This window comes from Halothiobacillus sp. DCM-1, from assembly GCF_045689735.1.
Lineage (GTDB): Bacteria > Pseudomonadota > Gammaproteobacteria > Halothiobacillales > Halothiobacillaceae > Halothiobacillus.
The window spans coordinates 1,553,937-1,570,730 of sequence record NZ_CP142685.1 but is presented as its reverse complement, the minus strand read 5'-3'; the positions used below and the strand labels follow the sequence as shown (position 1 = coordinate 1,570,730).

General features: G+C 60.6%; 13 protein-coding genes. 3 read left to right on the top strand and 10 right to left on the bottom strand.

Features of this window, described 5'->3' with window-relative positions:
- The first annotated feature begins 8 nt into the window (after positions 1-8).
- Positions 9-2,498, top strand: coding sequence for a DNA internalization-related competence protein ComEC/Rec2 (locus VOI35_RS07325; protein ID WP_407275412.1), 2,490 nt, complete (start codon positions 9-11; stop codon positions 2,496-2,498).
- A gap of 102 nt (positions 2,499-2,600) precedes the next feature.
- On the opposite strand, the gene VOI35_RS07320 is transcribed toward VOI35_RS07325, so the two are convergent.
- The 5 genes from VOI35_RS07320 to VOI35_RS07300 are packed head-to-tail and all read right to left on the bottom strand — an operon-like array spanning position 2,601 to position 8,382.
- On the bottom strand, positions 2,601-3,317 hold the full coding sequence (locus tag VOI35_RS07320) for an ABC transporter ATP-binding protein (protein WP_407275411.1): 717 nt from the start codon (positions 3,315-3,317) through the stop codon (positions 2,601-2,603).
- Positions 3,308-4,306, bottom strand: coding sequence for a FecCD family ABC transporter permease (locus VOI35_RS07315; RefSeq protein WP_407275410.1), 999 nt, complete (start codon positions 4,304-4,306; stop codon positions 3,308-3,310). Before VOI35_RS07315 ends, VOI35_RS07320 begins: the two co-directional genes overlap by 10 nt.
- Positions 4,300-5,364 (bottom strand): LLM class flavin-dependent oxidoreductase, encoded by a 1,065-nt coding sequence (locus VOI35_RS07310; RefSeq protein WP_407275409.1) that lies wholly within the window; start codon positions 5,362-5,364, stop codon positions 4,300-4,302. Before VOI35_RS07310 ends, VOI35_RS07315 begins: the two co-directional genes overlap by 7 nt.
- A complete protein-coding gene (locus tag VOI35_RS07305) occupies positions 5,351-6,370 on the bottom strand; it encodes an ABC transporter substrate-binding protein (RefSeq protein WP_407275408.1) in 1,020 nt (339 codons plus the stop codon). The genes VOI35_RS07310 and VOI35_RS07305 overlap by 14 nt, the downstream gene beginning before the upstream one ends.
- On the bottom strand, positions 6,370-8,382 hold the full coding sequence (locus VOI35_RS07300) for a TonB-dependent receptor plug domain-containing protein (RefSeq protein WP_407275407.1): 2,013 nt from the start codon (positions 8,380-8,382) through the stop codon (positions 6,370-6,372). The genes VOI35_RS07305 and VOI35_RS07300 overlap by 1 nt, the downstream gene beginning before the upstream one ends.
- 244 nt (positions 8,383-8,626) lie before the next feature.
- Here VOI35_RS07300 and VOI35_RS07295 point away from each other — a divergent pair, with 244 nt between their 5' ends.
- Together VOI35_RS07295 and VOI35_RS07290 are read left to right on the top strand one after the other, a co-directional pair.
- Entirely contained in the window at positions 8,627-9,961 is a 1,335-nt protein-coding gene (locus VOI35_RS07295) for an ATP-binding protein (protein ID WP_407275406.1), read from the top strand.
- Between the two features lie 11 nt (positions 9,962-9,972).
- Positions 9,973-10,896, top strand: coding sequence for a response regulator (locus tag VOI35_RS07290; protein ID WP_407275405.1), 924 nt, complete (start codon positions 9,973-9,975; stop codon positions 10,894-10,896).
- Positions 10,897-10,962: 66 nt separating this feature from the next.
- On the opposite strand, the gene VOI35_RS07285 is transcribed toward VOI35_RS07290, so the two are convergent.
- The 5 genes from VOI35_RS07285 to VOI35_RS07265 form a co-directional block, all read right to left on the bottom strand.
- Complete coding sequence (locus VOI35_RS07285) at positions 10,963-11,397, bottom strand: group 1 truncated hemoglobin (RefSeq protein ID WP_407275404.1); 435 nt, start codon at positions 11,395-11,397, stop codon at positions 10,963-10,965.
- A gap of 30 nt (positions 11,398-11,427) precedes the next feature.
- Positions 11,428-12,408: a DUF3034 family protein gene (locus tag VOI35_RS07280; RefSeq protein WP_407275403.1), complete on the bottom strand. Its 981-nt coding sequence runs from the start codon at positions 12,406-12,408 to the stop codon at positions 11,428-11,430.
- A gap of 240 nt (positions 12,409-12,648) precedes the next feature.
- A complete protein-coding gene (locus VOI35_RS07275; RefSeq protein WP_407275402.1) occupies positions 12,649-13,068 on the bottom strand; it encodes a hypothetical protein in 420 nt (139 codons plus the stop codon).
- A gap of 87 nt (positions 13,069-13,155) precedes the next feature.
- Positions 13,156-13,665 carry a methylated-DNA--[protein]-cysteine S-methyltransferase gene (locus VOI35_RS07270; protein ID WP_407275401.1) on the bottom strand — a complete coding sequence of 170 codons (510 nt, stop codon included), beginning with the start codon at positions 13,663-13,665 and terminating at the stop codon, positions 13,156-13,158.
- Positions 13,652-16,780: an efflux RND transporter permease subunit gene (locus tag VOI35_RS07265; protein ID WP_407276812.1), complete on the bottom strand. Its 3,129-nt coding sequence runs from the start codon at positions 16,778-16,780 to the stop codon at positions 13,652-13,654. Before VOI35_RS07265 ends, VOI35_RS07270 begins: the two co-directional genes overlap by 14 nt.
- Between the last annotated feature and the right edge of the window lie 14 nt (positions 16,781-16,794).

Below are 16,794 nucleotides of genomic sequence, written 5' to 3'. Positions count from 1 at the left end.
GCTGGGGCATGGATTCGCCCGCTCGCCTCGTCGTTGATCCTCCTCACGCCGCCGCTCCGCGCTGGGCGTCCGGCTGGCTGTTTGCCTGGGTCGCGGGCGCCTTGCTGGCCTGGCTCTGGCCGTTCGCCCGTCCCGACTGGCCGGATTGGCCAAATTGGGCGGCGGCGTTGGGGATTCTGGCCGCCGGAATGGGGATGGTTGAACCCGCCCTGACCCCCATCGGCGTGCCGCTCAGCCTCGGCTTGTCGCTGGTCGTGTGGCTTTCTCTGCGGTATGCCCCGCCGAGCCGCCGTTGGCACTGGGCACGGTTGGGGTTGAGTGTGTTGGCCGGGGCGCTGTGGACACTCGCGCACATCGCCCAGCAACGGGCAGCACTGCCGCCCGCTTTTGATGCACCCTTGAACTGCACCGCCGAGGTGGCGGTGGCAAGCCTGCCCAAGCCCGGCCCGGCGGGCGTGAGCTGGACGGCTGAGCTGGTGCGCGTCACGGATGGGGCGGCCGGTTGTGCCGGGTTTTCTCCCGGAGCGCGCTGGCGGGTGGCAGATTATCGACCGAAGCGACCCGACTACCAGGGCGGCGAGCGGTGGGTATTGACCCTGCGCCTCAAGCCGCCGGGTGGCAATGTCAATCCGGGGGGATTGGATTACGCGCGATGGTTGTTCTCGCAACACATCGTCGCCACGGCCACCGTGCAAGCCACGCACGGTCAGGCGCTGCCACCGGACGGGTTCGCGGCGCAATTGCTGTCACTACGCGCCTGGTGGCGGGCGAAGCTGCTCGCAGTCGTCGAAAACGCGGCCGTCGATCCCGCCACCCGGGGGCTGTTGCTGGGCTTGTCGATCGGCGACAGTGATTATCTGCCGCAATCCGACTGGTCGGTGTTGTTGGCCACTGGCACCAATCATCTCTTGGCCATTTCCGGTTTGCATGTCGGGATGGTGGCGGGGGTGTTTGCCGGCCTGGTCGCTTTTTTCTGGCGGCGTACGCCCTGGTGCGCCCGTCGGCCCACCCGACAGGTCGCGGCTTGGGTGGCCGTCGCGGCTGCCTGGGGTTACGCCTTGCTGGCCGGTATGTCGGTGCCGACCGAGCGCACGGCCTTGATGATGACGATCGTGCTGGCCGGGGTTTTGCTGGGGCGACCGTGGCGCTTGTGGGATCTCTGGCTGCTCGCGCTGATGGCGGTGCTTTGGCTGCAGCCCTTCTCGCCCTTGGGGGCAGGGTTCTGGCTTTCGTTTGCTGCGGTATGGGTTCTGATCACTCTGGTTCCGCCGCGACAGCATTGGCGCGGTGCGCGGGCTTTGCTCCCGTTACAGGTATTGCTGACTTTGCTGCTGTTGCCGATGGTTTGGGGAATGTTCGACCGGGTCGCCTTTGCCTCGATTCCCGCGAATCTTTTTGCCGTGCCGCTGATTACCTTCGTGCTGACGCCATTATCCTTATTGATCATGGTGTTATTTGTGGTGTGGCCGACGGCGGCGGTGGGGCTGCTGGCGGGCATGGAAGTTCTGGTTCAGGGGCTGATGACTACGCTTTCCCTGATGATGCACGCCCTGCCCGACAGTCAGCGGGTGGCGCCCTCGTGGGGCGCGCTGGCGTTGTTGCTGATCGGCCTGTTATGGAGTTTGGCGCCTCGCGGCTGGCCGGCGCGCCCATTGGGGCTGATGTTGTGCCTGCCTGCGCTGTGGCCGGCTGAACGGCTGCCGCCGCCCGGTTCGGTGTCGTTGTGGGTATTCGATGTCGGACAAGGCTCCGCCGCGCTGGTGCAAACGCGGCAGCACGCGCTTTTGTATGACACGGGCGCATCCTGGGGTGCATCGTGGGGATCTGCCGGGTCTGCGGCTCAAAGCCCGCCAAATGCCGGCGAACGGGTGGTATTGCCCGCGTTGCGCCACCTCGGGGTGACCCGGTTGGATCAGGTCATCATCAGCCATGCCGCCCGCGATCATGCCGGGGGTTTGCCCGCGATTCTGTCCGCATATCCCGGGGTGCCGATCATTCGGGGCGAACCGCTTGCGGTATTGACCGCGCGCCCCTGTCAGGATGGCGCCGAATGGCAGTGGGACGGCGTCCGCTTTCAAACCTTGCAAGCCACGGTTGGCGGTTCGGCGAATAATCGCTCCTGCGTTTTGCGGGTGGTGGGTGCGCAGGGGGCGATCTTGTTGACCGGGGACATCGAAGCGGCGGCAGAGCGAGACCTCGCCGCGCGCCGGCTGCTGCGCGCCGAGGTGCTGGTGGTGCCGCATCATGGTTCGAAAACCTCGTCTTCTCCCGAGTTTTTGGCCGCCGTGCAACCGCAGATCGCCATAGTGAGCGCCGGTGCGTTCAATCCATTTGGACATCCCGCCGCGACGGTACGCGCGCGTTATGCGCATCAGGCTGTGGCCTGGTATCTCACCGCCGAGACCGGTGCGGTGCATTGGCAGGACGGGCAGGTGACTTCGGCACGACAGCAAGCCTGGCCGTTTGCCTGGCGATCTACCGTAAACCCGCTTGATTGAGTTCGATGCCGGGGGCTCTTGACGAATGATTTCAGCCGAAGAGTCGCGAAGCCCCTTGCGGGCGTGAGCACGGAGTGGGTGTAGATCCGCCGCGACAGACTGCTAGAAATCAACGGGATAGAGCGTCTCGAGCATCTCGTCCGTCAGGCATTGGCCGCAGTCTTGATCCGCCAGCATCGTCCCTTCGCGCAAGAGCAGGCAGCGGTTGGCAATTTGGCGGGCATGTTCTGGTTGATGGGTGGAGAAAATCAGGGTGCGCCCCTGATCCGCCAGGGCGCGGATCAGCGTGAGCAGGCGGCGTTGGTGTCCCCAGTCCAGATGATTGGTGGGTTCATCGAGGACGATGACGGGAGTTTGCTGAGCCAGCGCGCGGGCGAGCAGAACCAGTTGTTGCTGGCCGCCGGAGAGTTCATTCATGCGGCGGCGGGCGAGTTTTTCCTGCCCGAGTTCTGCGAGGGCTGCACGCGCGCGGCTGAAGCGTTCTGTCTGTCGGGGCTGGATTCGTCCGGCATCGCTGCCCATGGCGACGATGTCTTCGACGAAAAATCCAAAACTGGCGCGGTGCTGCTGTGGCACATAGGCCGCGAATCGGGCGCGTTCCTGCACCGGATAGCTGGCCAGCGGGCGTCCTTGCCAATACACAGTTCCGCTGAGGGGTGGGTTGAGGCCGAGCAGGATTTTGAGCAGGGTGGTTTTGCCGGAGCCGTTGCCGCCGAGCAAGGCGAGTCGGCTGCCCTCGGGAATCATGAGGTCGATCGGCCCCAAGACCGGCCGATGGCGGTAGCCGCCAGTGATGCCGCGCAGTTCGATCAGCGCCATCCCGAGGCTCCGAGCCGCGCCAGAAGCAGCGCAAACACCGGCAGGCCGATCAGGGCGGTGAGGATGCCGATGGGAATTTCTACGGTGGTGAAGCTGCGGGCGAGCAAATCCACCAGCAGTAGATACCCGGCACCGAGCAGGGCGGAAAACGGCAAAACCAGGCGATGATCGGCACCGACGATCAAGCGCGCGAGATGCGGCACGATCAGGCCGACCCAGGCAATCATGCCGGCGAGCATGACGGTCACCGAGGCCAGCAGGGTGGTCAAAAGAATGATGGTCAGTCGGGTGCGCTGCACGGGCACGCCGAGGCTCTGGGCTTCCTCGTCGCCCTGGGTCAGCACATTCAGTCGGGCGCTTTCGCGCAGCAGCAACCCCATGCTCAACAGCAGCAGCGGCGCGGCCCAGGCGAGATTGTGCCAAGTGATCTGGCTCAGAGAGCCCATCAACCAGTAAACGATGGCGGGCAGTTTGTCGTAAGGGTCGGCGGTGTATTTCACAATCGACAGCAGCGCACTGAATAATGCGCCCGTGATCATGCCCGATAGCACCAGCACGATCAGCGCGTGCTCGCCCCCGATCCGCCAGGCCAGCCCCACGGCGAGCGCGACGGCCAGCAAGCCAAACCCCAGGGAAGAGAGTTGTACGATCCAGAAACTTTCCGACCAGACGAGCCCCAGGGCGGCGCCGAACCCCGCGCCGGCCAAAACGCCGAGGACTTCCGGGCTCACCAGCGGGTTGATGAACATGCCCTGGTACGCTGCGCCGCTGATGGCGAGTGCCGCGCCGATCAGCAAAGCGCCGAGCACATGCGGCAGCCGGATCTCCCAGAGAACGGTATGCGCGAATGATGCCGCCCCATGAGGGCCTTGCAGGAAGGTTTGAATGATCGCGGAGAGGGAGAGCGGGTAGGGGCCGATCGCCAGGCTGAGCAGCGCGAGGCCGATCAGCAGAACAATCAGGGTGCCGAAGCGCGCGCCGATCAGCATGCCGCCTCGACTGCCCAACGCGACTTCAGTGCCCCGAGCGCGGCCAGCCAGTCCGCCTGCTCGCCGGGGTCGTCGGTCATTAAATTCAGGGCGAGGTCGGTCACGCCTTGGGCGGCGAGTTGCCGTAGTCGTTCGATCTGCTCGGATTCATCGCCCAGCAGGACGAAATCCGTCAGAGATTCGGGCGTGACCCGGTCGATGGGGCGCTGGCCTCGGGGCATGTTTTGAGGCAGGGGTTTGCGTTGCCGGACGGCCTCGATATGGGCATAGATTTGCGCGTTCGTGCTAGGGGTGTTGGGTCGTGGGCAATAGCCCCGGCTGAGCATCAGCGCGGGTGGGCTGTCCGAATGTTGTCCGTAGGCGGCAAGCAGGGTGTCGATGGCGGTGCTCGGCCAGAATTGGCCGATCATCAGGCCAAAGCCATGCGCGGCCGCGCGCGCCGCCCGCGAGGCTTGCCGGGTGGCGAGATAGACCGGGAGTTCATCGCGCGGCGGCGGGGTGGGGGCGAGTTTCCTGGCGGGCGCTTCCCCGCGACCGCAACAGGTTTCCCCTCGCAGCCAGTCGGCGAGTGCGTCGATCGGCTCGCCCAAAGGATCGGCATCTGCGGCTGCTGAGGGTTGAGGGGGCGCCGTCTTCCCGCGCGCTACGCCGAGGCGAAGGCGGCGGGGGGCGAGCAACGCGAGGCTGCTGGCGATTTCGGCAATTTCCAGCGGGCTGCGTTGCCCAAAGGTGAGCGCGGCGGTACCGAATTCAATGCGGGTCGTGCGCGCGGCGGCGTGAGCGATCAGGAGTTCGGGGCGCGGGGTTGGGCTGTGGGTTTGATGATGCTGTTCGGTCAGCCAGACGGTATCCAGCCCGACCCGTTCGGCCTGGACGATGGTGTCGAACAAGGCGTCGATCTGCTGCCGTTGGTTCTGCTCGTGGCCGGAATCGGCATGCAGCATCAAGCCGATTCGCGGGCGAGCGCCGCCCGAGGGTTCGGGTGGCGGGACGAGGGCTGCGGCGGGTGCGCCAGTCTGCGCCACATGCCCGCCGACTGAGCCTTCAGCCTGGGGCATGGAGGCGGTTTTCCGGGTTGAGCAGGGACTCGATGGCGGCTTTGCTGAGTGAGGCATTGAACAAAACCTGGAAAAACTTTTGGGTCAACTCGGTCAGATCAAAGCGATGATGCCCGGGATAGAGCCGGTCGTACAGCCAGAATACGGCGATGAGGCGCACAATCGAGGGCGGACGATCCAGCCAGCGGAATGGTTGCTGGGGCGCCAGCAAGACCTGGCGATCCTGTACCGCGCGGAGCCCCTGCCAGCGGGGTTGCTGGGTAAACGCCTGATAGGCCGCCATGTCCTGGGTGATGATCCAGTCGGGGTTGGCCGCTAGCAAGGTTTCGGCAGAAATACGCACCATGCCGAAGCCGTTGTGTTGGCCTCCGGGGCATTGGACGGGATTGCGCAGCCGCAAACGATCTGGCACTTCGTTGTGCAAGGAGCCGGGGCATTCGCTGGCCAGGCCATCGGCTTGTTCGGCGTAGTAGGCGCTGGGCGGCGGGTGCGGCAGAGGCAGGGCGGCAAATTCGCTCAGCAGGCTGCGACAGAACGCGGCCTTGGGTGCAAAGGCTTCGCTGCGTCCCAGCCATTGTCCGAGTTGCTCGATGGCGGCCGGATAATCGTCCATCGAATTCAGCCGAATGACCCGGCTGGGAATGCCGAGCCGGGCGAGCGCTTCGCTACTTTCCTGAATGTTGACGGAGGTTGCCCCCGATACGATGGCCAGCTCAGGGCGGGTCGCCAGCAGGGCTTCCGTGTTGGGGGTCTTCCCCTGGCCGAAGAAACCGCCAACGACGGGTTTGGCCAGAACGGCCGGGGTGAAAAATCCCTTGGCCTGTGCCGGTGGCGGAAAATTCCAGCCGACCAGCACATCGGGTGCCAGAGCGGCGAGCAGATAGGTGGTGACCGGGCTGGCGCTATACACGCGGGTCGGGGCGCTGCCGGCGGTCGCCGAGCCGAGCCACGGCCACAGCGGCGCGCTGGCGAGCGCGGCCAGCGCCTGACGACGGTTCATCGCCATCAGAATTTCGCCTCGATATTGCCGTAGAAGGTGCGCCCGGGTTCGGGGAAGCCTTCCGTCACTTGATAGTTGCGGTCGGTGAGGTTTTCGACGCCGACACGCAGGGTCCAGTGACGGCTGAAGTCATATCGGGCGCGCAGCGCGACCGTCGCATAACCGGCGGTGGGTTCCAGTCCATCTGTCGTGGTTTGCTGGGCTGAATTCGCCCGTACTTCCGCATCGAATACCCAGCGATTGAACGGGAACCAGCTCAAATCGACAAAGCCGCTGTGTCGCGGGGTGCCGGTTGCCACCAGACCGGGCGTGCCAAGCGTGCGGACGAGGTAGGTGTAATTGGCCGAAAGTGCGGTGGTCGCGCCCAGGGGGGTGTGCAGGCCGAATTCGGCACCGCTGTTTTTGGCATTGCCCACATTCTGGTTTTGGCCGAGCGAGGGGCTGAGCGCCACCATCTCAATGGCATTCTGGATGCGGCTGGTGAAGATCGTCGCAGAATAATTGGTGCTGCCAAACAGATGCCCCTTGCTGCCGGCTTCGATCGTGGTGACGGTTTCCGGCCCCAGCGCGGGATTGGGAATCGAGGCGCCCAAACGGTACGAAAAAATATCCTTGATCGTCGGGAAATGCGTTTTGTGCGCGATGCCGAGGTGCAAGGTCTGGCCATCGAGGGTGTGCGTGAGCACGGCCTGCAGATTGTTCGCGGTGCGCGCGCCGGCAACGCTCATGGCTTTCACACTGGTTTGCGCCGCGTTGGCGTATTCCTGCGCTTGGGTGACTTCGAACTGATCCCAGCGGTAGCTGAGCGTCAGGTGGGTTTGCGGGCTCAGGGTGATCCGATCCTGTGCCCCGAGGCTGTTGATGTGGCTTTCAAACTGCAGCCAGGCAGAATCCTGCTTCTGGGCACCGAGCGGCGCCGTGGCGAGGTTCCGTTCCCGGTGGACATCGTTTTTGCGTTGCGCCATCAGGGTGAGTTCGTGTGCGCCCAACTGTTTCACATAATCGAGGCCACCGCCGATGCTGTGGTCATCGTATTGCGAACTGAAGGCATATTTCTTGAATTGGGTGGTGTAGCTGGCGTTGTCGAAGCTATCGAGAATGTTTTGAAATTTGTCGTAATACAGGCGGGTTTTCAGCGTGCCGCCGCCCAGTGCTGTTTTGCCGAGATAATAAAAGCCGTCTTTCTTCCATTCCGGCCATTGCCAATAGCGGGTGGTGCCAACGCTGCCGGTATAGGGGGGCGAGCCTTTGTCGCCGCGCGTGCCGTAGTACGACAGGCTGTATTCATCGCTTGCGTTCGGGGTGAGCCCGACGCGCAGGTTGGTATTGGTGACCGAGTTGTAGGCGTTCAACCGCTCGCCAGCGGGTTGAACGGCGTTGCCGGTGTAGGCGCTGGACAGCGGGAATCCGCCGGCTGAGCTGTGCTCGACGCCGCCCTGAATGTAGAAGAGGTCATTGGGGCGGCTGGATAACTGGGCGCCCTCGTGGCGGCTGAATACCCCATCCCGCCCGGCACTGCCGCCCACTTCGACGCGACCGGAAAGGGGTTTGTCGGGCCGTTGCGTAATCAGGTTGATGCTGCCGCCCATGTTGTTGGGGCCATACATCAGCGAGCTCAAGCCCTTGGTAACGACCACTTCCGATAAATTGCCCGTCAAGAATCGGGAGAGATCGATGTTGCCATCGTAGGGCACATAAATGGGTATCCCGTCGATATTGAGCGTGGTTTGCGTGGAATCGAACCCACGGATATACACCTGCGCCTCATTGCGCTGACCGCCGGTACTGAGCGTGACGCCCGGTACATCGGAAAGCGCCTCCGCCAGTGTTTGCTGGTTGCGGTCGCGCATCGTGCTGGCGCTGACCACGGAGGCGGAGGGATCGCTGGATTGGGGGTTGCTTTGCCCCTGCACATCGACCTGACCCAGATCGAAAACGGTATCGGCGGATGCACCCAGCGGGCTGAGGCAGGTGAGGGTGGCGAGCAGCCACGGCCGGTAGATGCGCGGGTTCGACATGAAGGCTCCTGTTGGGTTTTATGGATTGTATGACAGCGGGTCGGTTGTGTGGACACCGGATACCCCGGACACGAATCAGCGATTCGATATATTTTTAAGTATATTTTGGGTGGTCGTCGCAGGCAAACGGCGACGGCGGGACTCATCGACATCAAGCTGTCATCTAGGCAGGCTAAATTTTCGCCCTAGTTTGCGCTGGGATGCGTCAAATCGAGCATGGAACGCCTTACCGATGGAGTTTGCCATGCCTTCTGCCACCCTGCGGGATTTGCTCGACGCCGTGCCGCCGCTTTCGGCGGAGCTGTCGCTGAATGAGGTGACCGAGCGCTTTCAGACCGGCGGCTTCGACCGCGTGCTTTCTTTGGCGATCGTGGATGAGGATCGGCGCCCGATCGGGCTCATCAGCCGCCATGCCTTGATGGAATTGCTGCTCAACAAATATTCGCGGGATCTCTACGGTAAACGGCCCATTCGCTATTTCATGAATCCCGAGCCGGTGATCGTTTCCCTGGTTGCGGGCACTTCGACTGTCGTTTCGACGGTCACGAGTCAACTGAAAACGCCGGTGGTGGAAGATTTTATTTTCACCGAAGCGGATGGCCGTTACGCCGGTTTGGGTTATGTTGCGGATGTGCTCAAGCTGGTTGAGCAGCGGCTGGCGCAGCGCAATGAGGCGCTGGCGAAGGCCAACCAAGAGATCAAGGAGTCGCAGGCGCATCTGGTGCAGTCCGAGAAAATGGCGGCACTCGGTCAGATGGTGGCGGGCGTCGCGCATGAGATCAACACCCCCTTGGGGTATGTGGGCAACAATGTGCAGATGGCGGCTGAGTTGATCGCCAATGTCCAGCCGCTGGTTGCGGAGTATGACGCGCTGTTTACGGAGCTGATGAATCCCGAGGCGGATGGCGCCCGCATTGAAAGCCGCATCGGCATGTTGAGTGAGCTCCGTCAGTCATTTGATGCCAACCGTGAATTGCAGGATTTGTCTGGTTTGTTTGAGGATACGCAGTTTGGCCTCAAGCAGATTGGCGAGATCGTGCAGAGCCTGAAGAATTTCGCCCGGGTGGATCGAGCCACCACGGATCGGGTCAATCTGATCGAAAACATCGAAACCGCCCTCACCGTTGGACATCACCACCTGAAACATCGGGTGACCATCGAAAAGCGCTTCGAGCCGATTCCCGATGTGCCGTGTGCGCCCTCACAGATCAATCAGGTACTGCTGAATCTGCTGACCAATGCCGCGCAGGCGATCCATCACGATCACGGCAAGTTATTGATTCGCACCTATGTGCGGGATGAGTTTGCCTGCATCAGCATCGAAGACAATGGCACGGGCATACCGCCGGAGCATGTCGGCCGGATTTTCGAGCCGTTTTACACCACCAAAAAAATCGGCGAAGGCACCGGGCTGGGGCTGGCAATCAGCTACCGCATCATCAAGGCGCATGGGGGCGATATTCGTCTGGCTACACGGGTCGGGGTGGGGACGCGGTTTGAAATCAGCTTGCCGATTGCGGGTGTCCCACCCGAACAATCGGCCGATGCGGCGTCCGATCTGATGGCGCCTGTTTCTTGAGGAATGAATTGATGTCGATGACGAAACCGGTTTTGTTATTGGTCGATGACGAGGCGCGGATTACCCGCTCGCTCAGCATGTTGTTCCGCAGTGAATTTGAAGTGATCGCGACAGACAATGGCCATACCGCGATTGACATTGCCCGAAATCAGCGGGTCGATGTGGTCATTTCGGATCAGCGGATGCCGATTTTGTCGGGGGTGGAGGTGTTGCGGGGGATTCGGGAAGTCTCGCCCAACACGATGCGCTTGCTGCTGACCGGCTATGCCGATCTCGCGGCGGTGATTGGCTCGGTCAACGAAGGCGAGATCTTCCGCTTTTTGCAGAAGCCATGGGATGTGGAGCAGATTCGTGCGGATGTCCGCGCGGCCGCGCAGGTGGCGGAACTGTCGTTCGCCGCGGCCCAACGGCGCGAACGCGGCGAGGTGCCTAGCGAAGCGCCGGCGGCGACGCCGGGCATTCTGCTGCTGGATCAAGACCCGCTCGCGCATGAGTTGGTCAAACGCGCGACGCCGGCAGGCAATCCGCTGTTTTGGGCCAGAAATCTCGACGAGGCAATGGAATTGCTCGCGCAAAACCGTATCGGTGTGCTGGTGACCGATGTGCAGGATGGGTATTCCAGCCATGTCGGTGCGATCAAGGCGTTGAAACAGGCGCATCCGCAGCTGGTAACGATTGTGCTGACCCAGTTGCGCGATTACGAACTGCTCGTCGAGCTCATCAATCAGGGGCAGGTGTTCCGGTTCCATCCCAAGCCGGGACATGTGGGAACCTTCGTCAAAAACATGCAGTCGGCGCTCGATTATCACGAGGTTCTGCAAGCGCAACCGGAATTACGGCAGCGTCATCAGGTGGCCAAGTCGGTCAAGCCGGTGCTGGCGGGGCTGTCGGATCGGGTGATGGGGTATTTTCGCCGGTTTGGCCTTTCGTCCTGAAATTGATCCTGTTGAAAAATAAAAAACCCGCGATCGCGGGTTTTTTATTGTCAATTTTATTTGAAATTACTTGGTGATAATGTCATTCGACATTGGTGCCAAAATTTTGATGAGATGATTCTGTGCTGGAACAGAGACATGGTGATTGGTCATGGCTGTAATCAAATCCTCCGTCAATGCATTAAATGCTGCCTGGGTTACGCCCATGCTTTGATGCATCGGCCCCATGGCAGGGCCGGTGTATTTGCATGGTCCGCCGAGTGCTTCGCAGACCTGATTTGTCAATGCTTCCTTGAGATGCGGAATATTGGCATGTGCGAAATAAGAGTTAATGCGGTTGTCGGCTGCAACCACGCCCACAAAATCGCTAATAATGCTGGCAATACCAGCCTTTTGGCCGAAGTCCTCGTAATAACCTGCCTGCGCGCTAGTGGAGATGCCTGTGATGGTTAATAGCGCGGCGAGTGAAAGGGGCTTTGCTAGTTTTTTTATGGATTTCATGATGTGTTCCTTGATTATTATGTTGATTAATTAGAAGCTAACGGTTGCATTGGCGTAAATGCCATTTTGATTAGTGTAGGGTCCAACATTGCCTAGTTTGGCGAACGCTAATGCGAGGGACACATTTTTGTTGGGAAAATAAGCTACAAAAACATCTTGCCAGCTGGATTGCTTTAATCCGGCGTCACTCAAATTATTGCTGATCCCCTTATATTCATAACCCACCGCCACATCTGGTCTCAGGAGTACGGCGGTCGAAAACTCGGGTTTCAGGTGGCCGGAGTTATGATTCACGCCACCAAAGCCTAATAACCCGGTTTCATTGGCTTTGGTATATCGCAAGTTGCCGTTTAGCAGCCAGTTATAGCCGAAGAATCCGCCAATCAACACTTTGGTGGCGGACAGGTAGACATCTGTTCCGTGATCTTTGACCCCTGCGCCTAAACTTTGTAGTGCGGGTACCAGCGCGTTGCTGTCGGTATCGGCTTTTTTGTACTCCACGCCCAAAGCCACCTGCGGGATAAAATTGTTGCTGTTGTACACCGCGTCGCCAAACAGGCGAACCTTCGCGCCAAATACATGCTGACCAATTTTCATGCCGTCTAAGGGCAATGCCACTGTGCCGTTTTTGTTAAAGACATTGCTGCCGAGTGTGCCGGTTTGGTAGGCATAGGAGAGTTCCAGTCGATTGAAAATACCTACAGAAACACCGATCTGGCTTACACTGAAATCCGGCAAGGTCACATTGGTAAACGATGCTGTCGGATTGATCTGCTCATTGGTGCCATAACCGGCAATGACTGCCCAAGGGTTGATGCCGCCACCGGCGGCTCCATCAAGGGATTGAATTCCCCCAGTGGCGAGGAATCGTCCTTGTCCAAGCAGGTCATCGGCATGGGCAAGCCCAGTACCGGAGAGAGCGACCCCCAGAATTACGGAGATCCAAACGGCTGATTTTTTCAGGTTTCTTGATGGTTCCTGTGCGTCTTTTATTGTTTGAGCGGATTGCATTTTTTTCCCTCGTGGTTCAGTGCCGCGCGAATTGCGCCTACCGTATACGCAGGGAGATATATACTAGGTGCAAGTTATTACCCTTGAAAATGAAATGGAAATGAGCCGATAGATGCTGATCGCCCAGCGCCGTCCAAATTGGATTGGTTTGTGAACTAACTGGGCGGTAGCTGAGATTTGTGCATGCACAAAGAAAAACCCCCGCTCACTGAGCGGGGGTTTTTTGTCTGGCGACCGGTTTTATTGAATGGTGCCGCAAGAGACGACTTTGTTGCCTTCTTTCAGTGTGTAAGACAGCACATCGACTTCGAAAATTTTCGGGGTGGCGACATCGACCACGGTTTCGGATTTGCCGTTGCTCACATTGGTCAGGGGATATTTGACCTTGTTGGTAGCTGAATCGCGGCAGCGGCCTTCATTGATGGAGAAGGTCAACGGGCCGGCCACATTTTTGCCTTTGAAGCTGGCAACAAACTTGGTTTTATCGGCAGCGACCGGAATGATGTGGATGGTGCCGTAGATGTCTGAGCCATTCATCGGCACGGTGTGGCCAAGGAATTGCACATTCGGGTTAACAATCACTTCAGGCTTGGGACCATCGGCGAACGCGACGCCTGTCATCACACTTGCCATGGCGGCGACCAGAATCAATTTTTTCATGAATGCCCCTAAAAATTTGGTTTTATTGCACGGACTGACGCAAGTTTATCGTTAAACGAGCGCGCAGCACTGTCTGACGATTATGCCTTAAGACAGTTCAATTGTGACCCCGGTCATGTCGATGAAATTATTGATTCCATCATAAGCGTTGGCTAATGAATTGCCGCTGATCTGCTCGGCGGCCAACAACGCAGCTTTGATGGCGGTGCCGAAGGCGTAGCCACTGAGCTGCCCATTTTGGGCAATGACCCGATGGCAGGGGATAAACGGGGCGAAGGGATTGCGCCCGACGGCACCGCCGACCGCGCGGGCGGCCAGGGGTTGACCGATCTCGCGGGCGATGTCGCGGTAACTGCGGGTTTCTCCGGCGGGGATGTCGCGCAGCGCCCGCCAGACGCGCCGGGCGAAGGCGCTGCCGGTCGGCTGCCAGCGGCGGGGCAACGCCGACGGTGGGGTGAGGGGTTCTCCGGGGTTGTGCCAGTCGAGTGCGCAGGCGGTCGCCACCCCGTCGGCGTCGCGGTGGATGCGGCAGACCACGGCGGGCATCACTTGGGGCAGAAGGAAGGTCTGGAGGTTTGATGCATCAAGGGGTTTCATGCGATTTCTTCCTCCGCGCGCCTCGGTCGCTGAATGCTTGTAGCAACTCAAAAAACATCGGGACGAACAGAATGGCCACATAGGTGGCCAAAATCATACCGCCGACGATGCCGGTGCCTAGGGCGTGGCGCGCGCCTTCGCCGGCGCCACTCGCCAGGGCGAGGGGAATGACGCCCAGAATGAACGCCATGGAGGTCATCACGACCGGGCGGAAGCGAATCCGCGCTGCTTCCAGCGCCGCTTCGGTGATGCTCAGCCCCTCCTGGTGCAGGCGGGCGGCGAATTCGACGATCAGGATGGCGTTTTTGGCGGACATGGCGACGAGGATCAGCAGCCCCACCTGAAAATACACATCGATGTCGAGCCCGCGCAGCCAGTTGGCCAGTAGCGCGCCGAGCACGGCAAAGGGCACGGCGGTGATGACGGCGAGCGGCAGCGTCCAGCGTTCATAAAGGGCAGAGAGAATCAGGAATACCATGATGATCCCGAGGCCGAAGGCGATGGCGCCCGCTTCTCCGGCGGTCAGTTCCTGATACGCCGCACCGATCCAGCCGAGGCTGAAGTTGTTCGACAAGGTGCTGGCGGCCACTTCCTGCATGGCCTTGAGCGCCTGACCCGAAGAATAGCCGGGGGCGGGATTCCCCATAATTTTGGCGGCCGGGAAGATATTGAACCGGTTGACTACATCCGGGCCGGTCACGCGGGTCAGCGTGACGAGCGAGGCAATCGGAATGAGTTGCCCGCTGCCGCCCCGAACGAAGACCTGTTCGAGATTGGCGGGGTGGCTGCGGTCGGGGGCATCGGCCGCCAGATTGACCTGAAAATTCCGCCCGTACAGCGTGAAATCATTGACATAGCCGGTACCAAAGGTGGATTGCAGCGCGGCGTAAATCGACTGCACCGGCACTCCGAGCGCGTAGGCTTTATCGCGATCTACCCGCACGGTGTATTGCGGAATATTGAATTCGAAGGTGGTGCGTACACCGCTGAGTTCCGGCCGTTTATTCGCGGCGGCGATCAGGTTTTGTACGGCGGTGTTGAGTGCGGCCAGCCCCCCGTTCCCACGATTTTGCAGGTAGAGCTCGAAGCCGCCCGTGGTCGAAATGCCACGAATCGGCGGGGGCACGAAGGAAAATACCTGGCCTTGGGGAATCTGCCGCGCCTGGGCGGTGACCTTCTGCGCCATCGCTTGCACGCTTTGATCGGGGTTGGGGCGGTCATCCCAGGGCATCAGGCGGGTGAAAGCCACCCCGACATTGGCTCGGGCCGTGTCGGAGAGCAGATCGCGCCCGGCGAAAGCGACGATGGAGTACACATTCGGATCGTGCCGCACAATCTCGCTGAGCTGATCACGCACTTCGCCGGTGCGATCGAGCGAGGCGCCGGGCGCGAGCTTGATGATGGAGATGAAATAGCCCTGGTCTTCATTCGGCACCAGCCCGGTGGGCGAGTGTTTGAACAGCACGATGGCCGCCGCGATCACGCCCGCGAACAGAATCAGCCCGAGTGGCCATGCCCTCAGAAAGAACCGCACCAGCGCCATGTACCGACGGGTCAAGCCCGCAAAGCCCTGATTGAACAGCCGGAACGGTAGGGCGGGGGGCTTGTCCTCGTGCTTGTCGAGCAGCAGCGCCGTCATGGCGGGGGTCAGGGTGAGGGCAATGACGGCGGAGAGCAGGACGGAAATCGAAATCGCAATAGCAAATTGCCGGTACATTTCCCCGGCGAGCCCCGGAATAAACGCCACGGGAATGAACACGGCGAGCAGCACCAGAGTGGTGGCGATGATCGGCCCCGTGACCTGCCCCATGGCCTTGATGGCGGCCTCGCGGGCGGGCAAGCCGTCTTCCCGCATCAGGCGCTCGACATTTTCGATCACGATAATCGCATCATCGACCACGATGCCGATCGCCAGAACAAAGCCGAACAAAGTCAACAGGTTGATCGACATGCCCGCGATATACAGCCCGGCCAGGGCGCCAATCAGCGCGACGGGAATGGCGACTAGGGGGACGAGGGTGGCGCGCGGCTTTTGCAGGAAAATGAAAATGACCAGCACCACCAGCACCATGGCTTCAAACAGGGTTTTGAGTACCTCGTGAATGGAGATGCGGACGAAGTCGGTGGTGTCGAGTGGAACCTTATAGGTCAAATCGCCGGGAAAGGCCTGGGCAAGCGTCGCCATTTTGTCGCGAATGGCCGCCACCGTGTCGAGGGCGTTGGCGCCCGGCGCGAGAAAGATCCCAATCGGTACGGTCGGCTTGCCATTGAAGGTGGCATTGAAGCCATAGGTTTTCGAACCGAGTTCCACCCGCGCCACATCCTTTAGCCGCAAGGCGCCCCCCGTGGCATTGCCGCGCAGGATGATGTTTTTGAATTGTTCAACCGCGCTGAATCGCCCATCGGCTTTCAGCGTGTAGGTGAATTCGTAGGCCGGATCATTCGGGGCGTTATTGAGCTTGCCTGCGGCAAACTGCGCGCTTTGCGCCTTGATGGCAGCACTGACATCCGCCGGGGTCAGGCCAAAGTGGGCGAGTTTCGCCGGATCGAGCCAGACGCGCATCGAATAATCCTGCGCGCCGAACAGCAGGGCATCGCCCACGCCGTCGATGCGTTTGAGTTCATCGATGACATTGAGCAACGCGTAGTTCGAAATGAATTGGGTATTGAACTCGCCGTGTTCCGACAGCAGGGTGATCACCATCAAAATGGCGGTGCTTTTCTTTTGCACCACCACGCCTTGATCGCGCACCTCCTGCGGCAACTGCGGCAGCGCCTGTTGCACGCGGTTATTGACATCGATGGCCGCCTGATCAGGGTCGGTGCCATTGGCGAAAGTGACGGTGAGATTCATCGTGCCGTCATCCGCGCTGGTCGAGGTCATGTAGAGCATGTGCTCGACCCCGTTGATGCGCTGTTCCAGCGGGGCGGCGACCGATTCGGCGATCGTGGCGGCATCGGCGCCGTTATAAGTCGCGGATACCTGCACATCCGGCGGGACGATCTGCGGGTATTGCTCCACCGGCAAGCCGGTAAACGCCGCCGCGCCAGCCAGCGTGATCACAATCGCCAGCACGGAGGCAAAAATCGGTCGATGGATGAAGAAAGTCGAGATCATGGCCGCACTCT